This window comes from uncultured Porphyromonas sp., from assembly GCF_938023125.1.
Taxonomy (GTDB): Bacteria; Bacteroidota; Bacteroidia; order Bacteroidales; family Porphyromonadaceae; genus Porphyromonas.
The window spans coordinates 1-16,011 of record NZ_CALHDW010000013.1 but is presented as its reverse complement, the minus strand read 5'-3'; the positions used below and the strand labels follow the sequence as shown (position 1 = coordinate 16,011).

Genomic DNA, 16,011 nt, shown 5'->3' with positions numbered 1-16,011 from the left:
AAAATTGACCACTCCGACCTATTTTCCCCTTTATTATATGCTCTTCGCCATCCCTCAGCTTGGCGTGGGGAAATTATCCCCAGAGCCACCCTACCTACTCATACGACTAACCTCGCGGTCGAGAGCTCCGCGCCCACGATAATTACTCTTTGTGGTATTAAACCGATAGGAGACAGAAAAAGAGATCTCAGGAGAGTAAAAATTAGATATTAGAAGGTGAGAATAGCGAGAGACCATACGATAGTGTTCGTTTCTAATGGGATCCGAAAGGTATAAATTCGTCGAAAGTTTTCCTCCCAACCATTGCTTACCTAGCTCTAAAGAACTCCGGATCTGGGGTTTCTCGAAGGAAGCATTCCCTATATCTCCAAAGCCTAGAAGTTCGAAATTAGCCCCCAAAAGGACATCATAGGGTAGAGCAAAATTATTCTTGAGAGCAATATAAAGACATGGCTTGGAAAGAGCTACTCGCTCCTCAAAATCGTAGCGATAAAAACCAACTTGTTTGAGGGCTCCAATAGTGTAGGAGGGGCTCCAAAACCCAATCTTAGGGGAGAGGATAAGCATTGCCTGCATCCTGTGAAAAGGCTGCTCATTGATTTGAGTGAGAAGCGTAGTAAAGGGGCGATACTTTCCCTCCTCCTGTATATCGGGCATACGAGTTGTAACCTGCTGAATGCTATGTTTGAGATACTGATGGGATAGAAGGAATGTAATCCATTTACGATTGAGCGTAAACTCCGTAGCATAGGTGAGCCCGGGTCGAAGGTTGGGATCTCCCGTTTGGTACTCAAAGCGGCTGATATAGCTATAATCCGAACGCAACTGCCAATATTGGGGACGCTCAATGCGAGAGTTAAATGCAAGTTGTACATTCATTCCCCAAAGACGAGTTGCCAAAGAGAAATTAGGGAAGAGATTGAAATACTGACGGCTAAGCTCCGGCACTCGCTTACCTTGAGAGGTATAATCGCTCTCTACTCGCTCCAAGCGTAGCCCCAACGAGCATTGCACCTTATCGGCAATAAGCATAGAGTGCCCTAGATAAAAGGCGAATTGCTGCTCTTTGATTTGGGTATTATTACTCGGGAGATTTAGCTCTGCGGCAGCTTGATAAGTATCCCCACGCTTCGTGCTTGAGTACTCCATCCCCAAAGAAGATGTTCCTCCCCAAAGGGGGCCGCGCACTTCGGAGCGAACACCCCAAGCCTGATTAGTAGCACCTTTCTTACTGACATAGGTATGATCAATTTGGTCGAAGCTCTTCCCCTCTACCACTACACCCTCTCCCTTATAAGAGGAGCTGTAAAAGTCTCCATCTGCTGATAGCTCCCAAGAGCCTAACTTACGAATATAGTAAGCATTAGCCCGATGTGATAGATGAGGAAAGGTTCTCTGATGATCCCGATTACAAAGCTTCTCTTCCGACCCACTATTGCGTAGTGAGTACAATTCGGTAGAAAGTACCTCTCGAGACAAAGGTTCCCACGTGCCTTTGTATTTTACCCCCGCACTATTGAGGGCATCCGTATAGCTAAGACCAAGGGAAGACTGAATGCGGTTGTGCTGCTTTTCATAAGTCAAAGTAGATCTATTATGCCACTCATTGCCATCCGCTCGCCCCCAAAAGTCAGCCTTCATATCCTTTACAAAGAAACTATTATACTGACTCACAGAAGCAAGAATATCCCACTTCCCCACACGATAGTTCAGGTCAGCAAGGAGGTAATCCCCTAAAGCTATTTTTTCCTGCTTGCGGAGATAGGTCTCAACATCCCCTCGTACAATACCGCTAAGCCCACTCCCAGGTTCGCGGCGCACCGTTATGAGAATAACGGCTCGAGACGAAGCTGAGTATCGTGCATCGGGGGTAGTTACAACATCTATCTTCTCAATAAGGTGTGGAGATAGACGCTGTAGCTCGGTGGCATCAGTCATCTTACGACCATTGATATAGATAAGGGGAGTACCTCTACCCAGCACCGTTATACCTTCATTTTGCACCTCTACCATGGGCAGTTGGGCAAGCATACGATAGATATTGGGCAATTGGGCTAACGTTGTGCCCTCAATGGTTGTACTAATCCCACCATTAACAAGGGTATGTGAGGGACGATGAGCCGTTATGGTTACCTCTTCTAGTTGACTAGTGAGAGGGTGCATACGTAGCTCTATCTCACTCTCCTCTGCAATCATATGGTAGACATCTTCCATGCCCATGTAGCTCCCTTTTAGCAAGAGAGGGAGAGAAGCCCCCTTACGATCTACCTCAAAGGAGCCATTTGCATCGGAGACACCGCCATTGATAACGGTAGAGTCTTGCAGCACAAGAAGGCGCATCGTAGCAAATGAGATAGGCACCCCATTCTCATCTAATACCCTCCCTCGTACGCTTTGTGCCGAAGCCAAAGAGACTCCTCCTAGCAGCAGGATAGTCACCCAATAAAATAAACGTCGTCTCACAATATATACCCTTTCTATTTCTAATTTAATAGGTATTTTTTCCGCTTTCTACGGCTCTACACCTTTTTCTACCGAGGTGGAGAATATTTCCTGCCTGGGAGAAGAAAATATTCTGCCCAATTATCCCGCGATTTTCACCTGATTTCACCTGCCAGTTTTGCCTGATTTCTTGATAAAAATCAGCGGGAATTCCCCTCCACTTTTACCTAGGAAGCGGAATAGCACAAAGATATATATTTCTTATAAAAGAGGTTTTACCCCCCCCCCATTTATGATATATTAACAAGAAAGAAAGGACAAATTATCCCGAACTAGGAGAGGGAGATCCTGGCTCTTATGGGATAGCTTTCTCAAAGGATCTAAAAGGAAAGCGGTGCTGCTCCCCTCTAGATGGGGAACAACACCGCTCCATTCTCTTTCAAATTCGGTTGTTTACCGAATCTCCTGAATCGGCTAGCAATTAAGCGATACCACTAAATCCCATGAAAGCCATAGCCAAAATACTGGCACTAATCATGGCAATAGGGATATTCTTCATAGCCTTGGGGAGATTGGCTTTTGATACTTGATCGCGAATTCCTGCGAAGACTACCATTGCCAAGAAGAAGCCCAAACCTGTAGAGATAGCGTAAATCAAACTCTCTAGGAAGGTAAATTCTTTCTGAATTACAAGGATAGCCACCCCTAGTACACAGCAGTTAGTAGTGATAAGAGGGAGGAATACACCCAACGCTTGGTAAAGTGGAGGAGAAACCTTCTTAAGCACCATCTCCAACATCTGTACAAGAGATGCGATAATCAAGATAAACGCAATCGTTTGCAAGAACTCAAGTCCACGGGGCACCAATACAAACTGGTTGATGAGGAAGGTCACCATCGTACTAATAGCAAGCACGAACGTAACGGCAGCACCCATCCCGGCAGCTGTATCAATCTTCTTAGATACCCCGAAGAAGGGACAGATCCCTAAGAACTGCGACAATACGACGTTATTGACGAAAATTGCCGCGATTATAATCATTATATAGTGCATAACACAATCGTATTAAGGGTTCTACAAATCATCAAGACTTCTTCGTGATTACGTTGAAGAGAGCAATAAGACATCCCAATACCATGAAGGCTCCCGGAGGAAGGATGAAGACCAATGCTCCATACGAATCGGGGTAAATAAGATGCTCAAACACCTTACCCGAACCGATGAACTCACGTACCGAACCGAGGATGGTTAGCGACATAGTAAAACCGAGACCAATGCTCACACCATCAAGCATAGAGAGCACGGGGTTTTGCTTAGAAGCTACCGACTCTGCACGACCCAATACAATACAGTTTACAACAATAAGAGGGATAAAGATACCCAAGCTATTGTTAAGATCGGGAAGGAAAGCCTGGATGAGAAGCTGCAACACCGTTACGAAACCGGCAATCACCACAATAAATGCGGGGATACGCACAGCGTCCGGGATCAACTTCTTCAGAAGCGAGATAACCAAATTCGAGCAGATAAGCACGAAGGTTGTAGCAAGCCCCATCATAAGACCATTCTTGCCCGATGTGGTCGTTGCCAGCGTAGGACACATACCAAGGAGAAGTACAAAAGTAGGATTCTCCTTGATGAATCCATTAGTAAGCGTCTTTACGTATTGATTCATTTGTTATCTCCTTTCTCGGCAGGAGCCGCATTTTCTTCGGTAGAGGTGGTTTCTGCTGCAGTGGAAGCCTCGTCTTGAGGTGTAGCCGCAGCAGCATCCGTAGCTTCAGCACCGGCAGAAGCACCACCAGCAGCCTCTAAGTAATATTTATAAGCACGATTAACGGCGTCGAGGAAGGCACGACTTGTAATGGTAGAAGCTGTAATAGCATCAACCTTACCGCCATCCTTTGCAACCACGAGCGTACCATTCTCAGCAGCCATATCCACACCTTTCATGTTTTGGATATTACCACCTTTGGCGTCGGTATGGAACCATTCGTCCATCTTGGCACCAAGCCCCGGAGTTTCTCCATGCTTTAGCACTGAGAAGTCGCAGATAACACCCTTGGCATCAAAACCTACCATAAGGTCGATACGACCACCAAAACCATTTTTGGTGAAGGTTTCTACGGCATAACCAACAGCTTCGCCAGCCTTCTTTGCCACGTACACCTTCACAACGTCCTTCTCTCCCTCTTTGTACTCCAGTACCTCATCAAGGGGATTGTTGTCGAACTCGGGTACAACCTTTTCAATGGCAGCAATCTTGTTACTAAGCTCCGTTTTGGCAATAGGCTCATCAGTAACCGACTTCATAACTCCTAGGATAGCCCCCACAAGCAAGCAAATGAGGGTAAGCGATAGGAGCATATTGGGGAATGTAGATGCAAGCTTTTTCATTTTGTAGCCTCCTTCTTTATCTTTTCTCCAAAGTGTTTAGGTTTCGCATAGAGGTTAATGATGGGCGTAAAGGCATTCATAATGAGAATGGCAAACGACATCCCCTCCGGATAGGAACCCCATGTACGGATAATCACAGTTAGCAACCCAATACAGCAACCATAGATAAGCTGACCACGATGTGTAATTGGAGAAGAAACATAGTCCGTAGCCATAAAGATGGCACCAAGCATAAGACCTCCGGTCGTTAGGTGCTGGATGGGATCGGGATAAACATCGGGATTAACAAGCCAAAGGATACCACCAAACACAAGCACTGAGAGGAAGATTGAAATAGGTGTATGCCAAGTAATGATCTTACGGCAGAGCATATACACAAGGCCGATAAGCAATGCTATGGCAGAAATCTCCCCCATCGAACCGGGGTTTAACCCAAGGAAAAGATCGATATGAGAGGGAAGTTGCTCAAGGGCACTCGTATCGCCGTGCACGGCCTGCTTCATAAGAGACAAAGGCGTAGCCATCGTCTCCCCATCCACCATTGCAGTGAGCTTATTGGCAACAGGCCAAGTGGTCATCTGTGCAGGGAACGAAATAAGGAGGAATACACGACCTACCAAAGCAGGGTTGAATACGTTATTCCCAAGCCCCCCGAATGCCATCTTACCAATAGCAATGGCAACGAAAGCGCCAAATACTACAATCCACCAAGGGAGCTCCGAAGGGAGGTTAAACGCAAGGAGCACCGCCGTGAGGATAGCCGAGCCATCCAAAATATAATTCTCGCGGCGGAGCATAAAACGGGTAATAAACCACTCGGTTAGGCAACATGTAACGATACAGATAGCCGTTACCAAAAGAGCATGCCAACCAAATTGATACACCGAGAAGAGGAACGCCGGGATAAGTGCAATAAGCACCCCGTACATATTCTTGCTGATGCTATCCCCACTATGGATATGAGGGGAAGGCGTTATGATTAATTTATTTTCCATCACTCTTGAATCACTGTATGAGGTTCTTATTGTTTACGCGAACGCATGATGCCCATTACCGTCTGCTTACCGATACGTATGTGATCTAATAGAGGACGATCTGCCGGACAAGTGAAGCTACACGAACCGCATTCAATACAGTCCGCCACATTCATCTTCTCGCAGCTATCCCAGTTCTTAGCCACGGTATCACGCATAATAAAGGCAGGGTTAAGCCCCATAGGACATACACCTACACACTTACCACAGCGGATACAATCACGCATAGGACGACGAGTAGACTCCTTACGATTGAGAAGGAGCAAACCACTAGAGCCCTTAGCTACGGGTACTTCGGTATTAACGAGAGCACGACCCATCATAGGACCACCGCCAATTACCTTACCGGTATCCTCTGGCATACCGCCGGCATGATTGATAAGGTCAATCATAGGAGTACCAATGCGTACAAGAAGGTTAGAGGGGTTCTGAAGCATCTTACCCGTAACTGTTACAACACGCTCAAGAAGAGGTTTATTCTTCTGTACAGCCTCGTAAACAGCATATACTGTACCTACGTTTTGCACTACGGCACCCGTAGAGATAGGTAGAGCACCACTTGCTACTTGACGACGAATAACAGCATCGATAAGTTGCTTTTCACCACCTTGTGGGTAACGCTTCTTGAGAGGAACGATCTCAATCCCCGAGAAAGAGGCTGCTGCCTTCTCCATTATGCTAATAGCTTCGGGCTTATTTACCTCAATCCCAATCTTGGTTTCGGTTACCCCAATTGCCTTCATAATGATGGTACATCCCACCATAATCTCTTCGGCATGCTCACGCATCAGAGCGTCGTCGCTCGTAAGGTAAGGCTCGCACTCTACGGCATTGATGATAAGTACAGTTGCCTTTTGCCCGGGAGGGGGTGAGAGCTTTACATGGGTTGGGAAGGTAGCTCCCCCCATCCCTACAATGCCCATCTCGGCAATCTTATCTACAATTTCTTTGGGAGAAAGAGCACACTCACGCTTGAGATCCGGCGTTCGGTCTATAGACTCTTCCCACTCATCTTCTATTACATCTATAAAGATGGCCGGCTTCTTATACCCACTTGCATCATAGATAGCATCTATCTTTGCTACCTTACCCGATACAGAAGAATGGATATTAGCAGAAACAAAGCCTCCTGCTTTTGCTATAAGAGTCCCCACCTTTACTAGGTCACCCTTGGCAACTACTGCCTGTGCAGGAGCACCAATATGCTGCCCCAAAGGAATCACAGCCTGCTTAGGCAAGGGCAATACCTCTATAGGGCGCCCGGCCGACAACTTACTTTCGGGAGGATGAATACCTCCGATACGAAAAGTCCTCTGCATAGTATCTATAAATGATCGATGTATTTCCTTCTAATAAATTACGTATGTCACGCATTAGCTCGTGGAGCTTCGCTCTGAGAGTTAGCAGGCTGAGCCACAACCTTGGGAGCCTCACTAGCGGGGGCTTCTGCAGCTTGCTCGGTCTTGGGAGCAGCAGGCTTAGCAGCGTCTTCTTTCGGAGCCTCAGGCTTGCGGGGAGGGAAGTTCTCCTCATGGATAGCATGAGTAGGACATACAACCACACACTTACGGCACAAACGGCACTTAGTATGGTCTATATATGCTAGGTTGTTTTCTACGGTAATAGCATCAAATGCACACTCCTTAGCACACTTACCGCAGCCAATACAAGCATTCTTACAAGCCTTCATAGCCACACCACCCTTGTCTTTATTGACACAAGAGACAAAAATGCGACGATTCTTCGGGCCCTTCTTGCGTAGCTCAATGATGGTTTTAGGACACGCCTTCACACAAGCTCCACACGAAGTACACTTGTCTTGATCTACAACGGGCAAACCGGTAGTGGCATCCATATGCAAAGCATCGAAGTCACAAGAGTCTGCACAATCGCCTAGACCAAGGCAACCAAAAGAACACCCTGTTTCACCAGCATAGAGTACAGAAGCAATCTTACAACTTCTAGCACCCTGATACTCGTTTACTTTAGGGCGAGCTTCGCAAGTACCATTACAACGAACTACAGCAACCAGGGGATCGGATGCTACACTTGCCAAGCCCAAAATCTCAGCCACCTTGCTCATCACAGGGGCTCCTCCTACGGGACAAAAGAGACCATCGAGCGATTCTGCTCCTGCACATGCCGATGCGAAGCCGCCACACCCGGGATACCCGCAACCGCCGCAATTGGCTTGAGGTAGCACCTCTGCCACTGCGCCAATACGAGGATCCTCTTGTACTTCGAACTTCTTCGACACAACATAGAGTAGCAATGCACTGATAATCGCAATTGCTCCCAGTACAATAACTGTAAGAGTTAGTATCATATCGTTTAGTTAGATTGGATTTTCTCTATATAGAAGACAAACTTTTTGCTCAACGACTTGCGGAAGAAAGAAAGGATAAGATAGTACACTCCCACTCCCCCCAAAGTGCAAAGAGCTGCATAAAGATCGCTGAGATGCAAAACATGCACAGCAAGCAATGCAACAACGAGCAACAATACCAGAGGTACAACGAAGCTAATCACCACTGCCGTATTACCCATGGCATAACGACCTTTGAGTAAGACCAGCTCTCCTATTTCATACTCTCCCATCGGACGATATATGGTAATAGGGCGCTCTTTATGGTCTGCAGCAGTGCAAGCTTTGGCTGCATGGCACCCACTACACGCACTTGATTGCGTGATAGTAACTATCACTCTATCAGCATATACAGCACTAACTACAGCCCTATGCTCCAATACACTACTCTCCATACTAAATGGCTATCGCAGATTTAGACTTGTCTTTTGCTCCACAAAAGTAGGTATAAAAATCTACTTTCACCACATATTGGGTAAGAGGAATTGATAAGTTTGACACACACACTTGGCAAACAGGCATTACAAAGTGTAGAAAAAGCATAGAAAGAACGAAAGTAAAACAACATGCAAGAGGGGAAAACAAGACAAAAGGAAAGAGAGAAGGGCTCTTGTAAAGAGCTCTGATACACAAAGGGATAGATAATAATCTCTCCAGAGATAATGAAAATGAAGCCTCTAGACTCGCTTAGATGGCGTTGGCCACACAGTACGCAAGCCGCATCTCGCCGCTAGCTAACAACTAACAACTAGGTACTTGTAGGTATCTTATGGCACTAGACAAGAAGGTATAGGAAAGATCTGGTTTTATTTTGAGGCCTCACCCTAGCGTTGACTTCTCTACAAATGCTTCTATCGGAGAAGTTCTACCCTTCTCGCATGCTCTCCCATAAGTAGCCTCTGCAGTCTAGGGCATATAAATTAAAAGAGACTTGACCATTGGCCAAGCCCCTTTTTCGTTCAAATCTCAAACAGAGGATCTAAGAGGGAGAGCCTCCTCCCCACCCAACTATTGCTTGATAATCTGCTTTGTATCAGAGCCTACCTGGAGGATATAGTATCCAGGAGCGAGAACGACTAACTCTATAGAGGCAACACCTTCGGCAGATGTAGTGCCTTGGTAGAGGAGTTGTCCATCGGGTGCATGTAGAGAAATGGCAGCACCTGGAGCAGCTCCCGAGATGTAGAGCCAATCGGTGGCAGGATTCGGGTAGATTGCGAGGTTAGCCTCTACAATCTTGTCCGCAGCGACGTCACTACCCTCGAAGGGCGCACCTTCTTCTCCGAACTTGCCATCGCTAAAGTCCTTGGCAACCCAATGCTTAGCCATTGCCTTTCCTACTGTATTCTTATTTAGAACGTTCTTGTCACTAGGGTTGCACTGGGTGTCTATGGCCAAGAAGACACCTTCCTTTTCGTAACTAGGAATAGAGGGGAGCGCTTCAACAAATTGCAAGAAGGCTGCATCTCCGATATTGTTGCGCATACAGTCTACATAGGTAATCTTAGGACAATTGCTGAACCCTATACCTTCTAGCTTATTACCCCAGAGGGAGATACTCTCTAGCTTTTCACAGTTTGAGACGTTCACCTCGGTAAGAACGTTTTCGCTCAATAGGAGTCGCTTGATATTGCTGTGATTAGAGATCGTAAAAGTGGAAAGTTCATTCCTATAAGCGTGTAGATACTCTAGAAGAGGGCATTGAGAGACGTCAATTTTTTGGATCTTCTGCCCGCTACATACAAGAACTTTGACGTCACCCTTTATAGAGATCTTGGTATCGGTGAGCGTATACTCCTTGTAGTAAGCTTCAAAAGGCTCAACAACACCCGTTATAGTAACATTGTCTGATCCGCTGATCTCTAAAGCAATCTTGTTTCCTATGGCTAGTCCGGTCTCTAGAGTAATGAGAGCGTCAGAGATAACAATGTCAGTTATTTGAACGGCATTGCCAGCTGCCCAGTCATACACATCCCAGTTTTTGCCACGAGCAGAGGTAATAATCTCATTGGTGAGCTTATTGCGCTCGTTAATTTTCTTATTCTTTGTGTCAATAAGAATCAATATGCCATGGCTACTTTCTTCACAACTTCTGAGCCCATCAACGAAAGTATTTAATGCCTCTGTGGATAGGTTGTTGAGGTATACATCACATCTGCTGAGCTTGGGACTATTTTTGATGCTGAGTTGAGTCAGTTCGTTGTTAGAGCTATTGAATTCTGTCAACTCAGCATGGTTGTCTAGGCTTAGCTGAGCTATCTTGTTGTTGAGACAGATGAGCTTCTCGAGTTTGGTATTATTGGAGAGATCAAGCTCCGTGAGTGCATTAGAGCTACAGTCTAGTCTGGCAAGAGAGGTAGCTTGAGAGACGTCGAGTTTTGTAAGCCCAAGTATGGAGCAGGTAAGGTCGGTCACCTCGCCACGTATGGTTACCTCTTGTTTTGTAAAGGTGTAGCTATTTCGATTGGGGTCATAAGCCTCCTCTACACCATCGATAGTTATCTCTCCGATCCCCTTGATAGTCATGAATTTAGATTCTCCTACGAGGTCGCTTCCAATAGTCATAGAGATCTGTTGGGTGATTACCTGTGGATCTTCTATGCCCTCATAATCCCCTATTTCGCCTTCCTCAGAAATGCCATTGCAAAGGTAGCCTCGTTGCTCCTTGGCTAGGACTATATCGGAATGCCATGCCCAGTTCTTTTCGTTTTGGTTTCTCTGATTAACCAACAATATGCTTGCCAACTCCGGAGATTCGCGGAGGTCAGGGAGTGAACGAAGGGTCGCTCTCATCGCTTCGCCATTGATCTGGTTGTTTTCGCATCGTATCTCCTTTAGACCGCTTGCTTCTGAGGGGAATAACAGCGAACTCAGACAGTTAGTAGAGAGGGAGAGGAACGTGAGGGCATTACACCCCTCAATATTTATTGTCTCAAGAGAGTTCCTATCAGCGTAGATGAGCGAAAGCTTGGGACAGTTGGCTAGATTGACATGCGAAAGCAGATTCTTCGTAACGACAAAGGTCTCTAGCTTGGGAGCCCCAGAGAGATCAATGGTGCCCACCATTTGATTAAAGTTGCCCCACACCTCCTTAAGGGTACTATGCTGAGGAGAGAAAGAAGCAGCCTTGATGCCACAATTGGTAAAGCGTAGTACTTCGACATCACCGATGATAGAGAATGTACTGGAACCGACAGTGTAGTTGCCACTGGCATCTTCCTCCAGCCCCTCATAGGATAGTGAGGCTCCCGGCACGGCTTTGATCTGCAATTTGATTGACTCTCCAACAAGTTTGTTGGTAGTCAAAGTAATCTTGTTCTGACCAGACAAAGTACATTGCCCTCCTAAGCAAAGGAGGATAAAGGTCAGAAGTAAAGAGGTAGTTCTTTGCATCATAGTTCTTAGTCTCTTTAGTTTATATTTGAATCTTATAGGAGTAGCTACCATTGGATCCTTTGGTAGAGAGGATGTATTGCCCTTTTGAGAGAGGGGCTGAAGTTAGTTGACGTGATCCGTCGCTCAGAACACCTCGGCCTTGTAGTTCCCCGGCGACATTGTATAGATACCACTCGGTATCGGAAGAAGTCTCTAGGTAGAGTATTCCATTGACGAGTGTGAGTTGACCTCGGCTGGGAAGTTGCACGGCAGTTCCTTTATTATCCGTTGTCTCAATAGAAACATCATCAATCAATAGCCCGGTGGCCCCATAGGTCTCATGCGCCAGTATGAGCTGGATCTTTTGTCCTCGGAAAGAAGACAAGTCGCACTCAACCTTTTTCCAATTGTAGGATATAGGAGTCGTTAGAAGTTTAACCATCCCATCTGTCCAAGAGAGCGGATTAACCGGTGCCGGCACATAGTATATATAGAGAGAATCTTGTTGCAAGAATTGTTTACTAAAGGAGCGAGCATAGAGGGTTAGATGTGTCTCTACCTCCCCGCCCTCGGGAATGCTTATAGGAGGCGGAAGGAGCCAGTTCTTAGTTGAGACTCTATAGCCAATTAGGTTTGTATAGCTCCTAAACTCTGTCGGATAGAACGACCAAGAGACCAGACAGTCTTCGCCAGAGTGTGCCATCGTCTTTGCTGAGAGTTGATCTTCGGACACCTGGAGGCGTGAGAGTTCTTGAGAGAGATAGGTCCATCCGATAAGGTCTCTGTCTAGATCTGCACGGCTCCAGCCTATCAATCCCCCCTTTTCGAAGGTTTCTCTGATGGGCAATGATGCCTTCTCCTCTCCCTGTCGCACCTTAATCTGCTTGGATAGCGAGGTACCGGTTCCATACTGATTGACAGCCTTCAGAGCAAGCTCCATCTCCCCTTCTGTTGGCCAATTCAAGATTAAGCGAGGTTCAGAGGTAGTCGCATAGTCCTTACCATTGACCTGCCAAATATACTTTGTGATGGGAGAGACAGAGCCCACATAGGCTTGTATCTCACAGGGGGTTTTAGTTGTCATGCCCCAAGAGGGGGCATAGAGATCCCGCACAACGGGGGTATCTTGAGCAGAAAGACACTCTTTACTCTTGTTGTAAACCCCCTCTTCGCTGATTTGTAATATATCTTGCACCTCAATGTAGGTACCGTTAGCCGAGAGCAATACGATGCAGGGGACGTATGAGAGGGGAATTCCTAAAGCATCTGCCATCTGGGCATCCGACACAATCGGATAAGGGACGGTGCCTCCATTTGTCCAGTCTCCAAGAGTATTCCCTTCTTTTCCTTCAATGGCCGCTCTGCTGGCTCCAGTAGCCTCAATCCAGATAAAGTACATCTCGTCACTCCCTAGAGGACCATACTTTTTCCAAAGGCGTTCTGCAGTGCCTCGTTGATGTATTGTCCAACAAGGTCTACAAAATGTTCCAGAAAAATCTAAAACGACCTTCTTGCCAGCCCTCACAAGCGAATCAATGTTAATACGTTGCCCATCAATAGTCTGAGCCGTGTAGTCAAAGCCCTTGAGAGGCTTCCACTCTGAGGATGGATCTTGAGCTAGAGCTACTCCACAGACGGATAATGAAAAGAGGAGAGTGTGTGCGAGAAATTTCAACAGCGTTCTTGCTTTCATCTGATCAATAATTCTTTGGTGTTATTATGGAGTCTTATATTTTGCGGGATGCTATCGCTAGTAGCAACGGAAGTGAAAAGATCGGGCGAGGACGTTGAGATCATCCCCATTATCTGCCAGCTAAGATAAGTATATATTTTGATTTAAGCATCAAATTTTACTAGCTAAACTAGACTAGACAATATAAGACTTTATATCCCCCTTATTGACGAATTATTCTCTAGGAAGTAAATGTAAGAAGCGACAACATTAGAGGGAAGTCACAACCGAAGGGAGCAAAAAACGACCTTCGACTCCAACTCTTTCTCATTAGAGCAAACTCACAAAAAAATGCACTCCGGATATCCATCCGGAGTGCATCTCAACACGTAGTCGTGCTAACGCACCCGACTACATAAGTTGTATCACATAATTAATGTAGCCTCTCAACGCAACACTTTGTAGACGGCAGCTCCCACTTGTACAAAGTAAGCTCCGCTAGCTATTGTAGTGAGATCAACCTTGTGCTCTGTAGTCGTCAAAACCAAACGTCCCATAGCATCGTATATAGAGATTGCAGCCTTGTAGTCGCCTTCCACAAGGAGTGTAGTACCTTCGAGACGAACTGAGACACTTGCACCAGCCACAGCATCAACACTATTCTTGAGCGCAAAAACCACTTTCACATCGTGAGACTCACCAGACAAGAAGCTCAAGAGCTGCTGAGAATCTTTGCTTTCTTTCTTCTCGCCATCCATCTCCCAATAAGCGATTTCGTAGCCATCATCGGGGGTGGCAACAAACTCGATTGACTCTGAATAGGGCACCTTGCTACCATTCTCTACAACGCCATCTGTACCGGTGCAAGTGAGTGTACCCTTCCCTTCTTTTACGCTATAGTTAATGATGAAGCCGGGAAGGTCTTTTTTCGAATAAACAAAGACAACCTCAGTATCCCCTGTCACCTTAAAGCGAGCAGTAGGCATATCCAAAGAAGGTTCGATGGTATGCTCAACTTCCTTTCCATTGACCATAATCTTTACAAAATCGTAGAGTTCTTTGAAATCGGACATGATCATTGCCTTCAAAATCACTTCAGAACCCTCGGTAAGTGTTGCATAGTCGAATGCCATTTCGTACTCATCCTTACCTGGAGCCTTCACGTCTAGGATAAAGGTTGCGAGGTCTAGGCCGGTGTCGCTCTTAGGCTCTGTCTTCACAGAAAAAGCGACCTGCTTGGGTTCATTCCCCTTCTCTTTGAGGACTGCCGATACAGTTACATTCTCAGTAATGGTAAGTACCAAAGGATTTCGTCCTTCGCCCTTTTTATTTCCATTTACCAACCAATAGTCAACTTCTTTTTTCGCTTCGTCTAACACGCTTGAATCAATAGAAAATCTGATTTCCGTCTTACCGGCCACCTGATCTCCGCTAGAGATAGCTGTTTCCCCATTGAAAGCCACGAGAGAACCTGCGGGAATTCCTTCCGGAGTAGAGAATTCTACCTTGTAGGTGCTGTTTGCAAAAGTAATTTGTACGGTAGCTTCTTCTTGAGACATTATGCGAATAGTATAGCTATACTCTTCGGAAAGAGCATCGTATTTGAAGTCTGCTTGCGTGAGACTATGTGAGCCATACTTAAATTCTTTAATCATCTTACCTTCCCAAGGTTTGATGTAGAACGTTAGCTGAGTCCCCACCAAGATATTGCCAGCGAATACCTCTCTACCTCTCTCGTCTTCTACACGTACAATCCCATCTTCTATAGGATCTGCACTCCAGTCAAAGAAGACTTTTTCTTCTGATGGTTTAGAGATAGAGAAGGCCTCTGTAGCATAGGGGAAGTAAGAAGAGATGGTAATTTTAGGATAAACCTCGTTGGTCATTCTAATCTCTACTTCACGACTTTCTTGGCCATTGAGTATGGCTTCTTTGAATGTGATCTTACCATTTTCTACAACGTACATATCCTGAGGAATCGCTTCACCGCTATAGTCTGCAGCGTCTTTGTGCCACCATGGTGTAAAGACCGTATTAACATCCTGACCTTCTGCATTCTTCACAACAGCGAGATGACTCAGATCTGCAACCAAACCAAAGTGATGTCCTTCCATAGGATAGGCGTTCTGGAAGTAGGTATGGTACGTAGCACTTCCTTGGAGAGGGATCTGATCGAAGCTCAAATAGTTACCACTAACGTTTATAAAAGCAAGCTTCTTCAGCTCCTTGGCTCCATAAAGATTATGGAGATTAGATCTGCTGATAACGAGATAATTCAACTCCTCAAGGCCAGAGACATTCACCTCCTTAATGTTTTGGTTCTGGAGGTCCAATTTCTCCAATTTTGCATAGGTTGAGAGATCGAGTCTATCCACTGTAAGGCAAGCATACTCGGGATCATTCTCTCCCAAATCTGTGCTATACATATTCTTTATAACAATCTCCTTGAGGTCTTCTGATGCGGGAGGAAGAACCACCTCTTTCACGTTGTTCATTACAACCTTTTGCAGATTGTACCCCGAGAGGTCAATCTTCTGCGATGCGTACAGCTTAGTATAACGCATTTCGATTGCTACGAGATTGGGAGCATCCAATGCAGCAATACCGATAACGTTGCCAGCTGTATAACCGCCATCTCGGAGGGCCATAATATCACTAGCATCGATGGTTACAATAGTATTTTCGGCGAGTGCAGTCGCATAGGTGTGAGTCACCTTTTCTGCCA

Annotated in this window: 11 protein-coding genes; all 11 read right to left on the bottom strand. The window is 45.9% G+C overall.

What is annotated here, in order from left to right:
- Nucleotides 1-90: 90 nt before the first annotated feature.
- Nucleotides 91-2,463: a TonB-dependent receptor gene (locus tag Q0090_RS03985; RefSeq protein WP_297947684.1), complete on the bottom strand. Its 2,373-nt coding sequence runs from the start codon at nucleotides 2,461-2,463 to the stop codon at nucleotides 91-93.
- Between the two features lie 460 nt (nucleotides 2,464-2,923).
- Nucleotides 2,924-3,496: an electron transport complex protein RnfA gene (locus Q0090_RS03980; protein ID WP_297947682.1), complete on the bottom strand. Its 573-nt coding sequence runs from the start codon at nucleotides 3,494-3,496 to the stop codon at nucleotides 2,924-2,926.
- A gap of 31 nt (nucleotides 3,497-3,527) precedes the next feature.
- Complete coding sequence (locus Q0090_RS03975) at nucleotides 3,528-4,118, bottom strand: electron transport complex subunit E (protein WP_297947680.1); 591 nt, start codon at nucleotides 4,116-4,118, stop codon at nucleotides 3,528-3,530.
- Nucleotides 4,115-4,840 (bottom strand): RnfABCDGE type electron transport complex subunit G, encoded by a 726-nt coding sequence (locus Q0090_RS03970; protein WP_297947678.1) that lies wholly within the window; start codon nucleotides 4,838-4,840, stop codon nucleotides 4,115-4,117. The genes Q0090_RS03975 and Q0090_RS03970 overlap by 4 nt, the downstream gene beginning before the upstream one ends.
- Nucleotides 4,837-5,835: an RnfABCDGE type electron transport complex subunit D gene (locus tag Q0090_RS03965; RefSeq protein ID WP_297947676.1), complete on the bottom strand. Its 999-nt coding sequence runs from the start codon at nucleotides 5,833-5,835 to the stop codon at nucleotides 4,837-4,839. The genes Q0090_RS03970 and Q0090_RS03965 overlap by 4 nt, the downstream gene beginning before the upstream one ends.
- Before the next feature lie 26 nt (nucleotides 5,836-5,861).
- Nucleotides 5,862-7,193 carry an electron transport complex subunit RsxC gene (gene rsxC, locus Q0090_RS03960; RefSeq protein WP_297947674.1) on the bottom strand — a complete coding sequence of 444 codons (1,332 nt, stop codon included), beginning with the start codon at nucleotides 7,191-7,193 and terminating at the stop codon, nucleotides 5,862-5,864.
- Between the two features lie 47 nt (nucleotides 7,194-7,240).
- A complete protein-coding gene (locus tag Q0090_RS03955) occupies nucleotides 7,241-8,200 on the bottom strand; it encodes a Fe-S cluster domain-containing protein (RefSeq protein WP_297947672.1) in 960 nt (319 codons plus the stop codon).
- Nucleotides 8,201-8,205: 5 nt separating this feature from the next.
- The gene (locus tag Q0090_RS03950) at nucleotides 8,206-8,634 is read right to left on the bottom strand and encodes a SoxR reducing system RseC family protein (protein ID WP_297947670.1); all 429 of its coding nucleotides are present in this window, start codon (nucleotides 8,632-8,634) and stop codon (nucleotides 8,206-8,208) included.
- 613 nt (nucleotides 8,635-9,247) lie between these two features.
- Nucleotides 9,248-11,635: a T9SS type A sorting domain-containing protein gene (locus Q0090_RS03945; protein ID WP_297947668.1), complete on the bottom strand. Its 2,388-nt coding sequence runs from the start codon at nucleotides 11,633-11,635 to the stop codon at nucleotides 9,248-9,250.
- Nucleotides 11,636-11,654: 19 nt separating this feature from the next.
- Nucleotides 11,655-13,307 carry a hypothetical protein gene (locus Q0090_RS03940; protein WP_297947666.1) on the bottom strand — a complete coding sequence of 551 codons (1,653 nt, stop codon included), beginning with the start codon at nucleotides 13,305-13,307 and terminating at the stop codon, nucleotides 11,655-11,657.
- A gap of 425 nt (nucleotides 13,308-13,732) precedes the next feature.
- The coding region (locus Q0090_RS03935) for a T9SS type A sorting domain-containing protein (RefSeq protein WP_297947664.1) at nucleotides 13,733-16,011 on the bottom strand (2,279 nt) is incomplete at its 5' end.

Coding starts and splice junctions, on each gene's coding strand:
- Q0090_RS03970 (WP_297947678.1), bottom strand. CDS start 4,840: ATGAAAAAGCTTGCATCTACATTCCCCAATATGCTCCTATCGCTTACC.
- Q0090_RS03980 (WP_297947682.1), bottom strand. CDS start 3,496: ATGCACTATATAATGATTATAATCGCGGCAATTTTCGTCAATAACGTC.
- Q0090_RS03940 (WP_297947666.1), bottom strand. CDS start 13,307: ATGAAAGCAAGAACGCTGTTGAAATTTCTCGCACACACTCTCCTCTTT.
- Q0090_RS03965 (WP_297947676.1), bottom strand. CDS start 5,835: ATGGAAAATAAATTAATCATAACGCCTTCCCCTCATATCCATAGTGGG.
- Q0090_RS03945 (WP_297947668.1), bottom strand. CDS start 11,635: ATGATGCAAAGAACTACCTCTTTACTTCTGACCTTTATCCTCCTTTGC.
- Q0090_RS03975 (WP_297947680.1), bottom strand. CDS start 4,118: ATGAATCAATACGTAAAGACGCTTACTAATGGATTCATCAAGGAGAAT.
- Q0090_RS03950 (WP_297947670.1), bottom strand. CDS start 8,634: ATGGAGAGTAGTGTATTGGAGCATAGGGCTGTAGTTAGTGCTGTATAT.
- rsxC (WP_297947674.1), bottom strand. CDS start 7,193: ATGCAGAGGACTTTTCGTATCGGAGGTATTCATCCTCCCGAAAGTAAG.
- Q0090_RS03955 (WP_297947672.1), bottom strand. CDS start 8,200: ATGATACTAACTCTTACAGTTATTGTACTGGGAGCAATTGCGATTATC.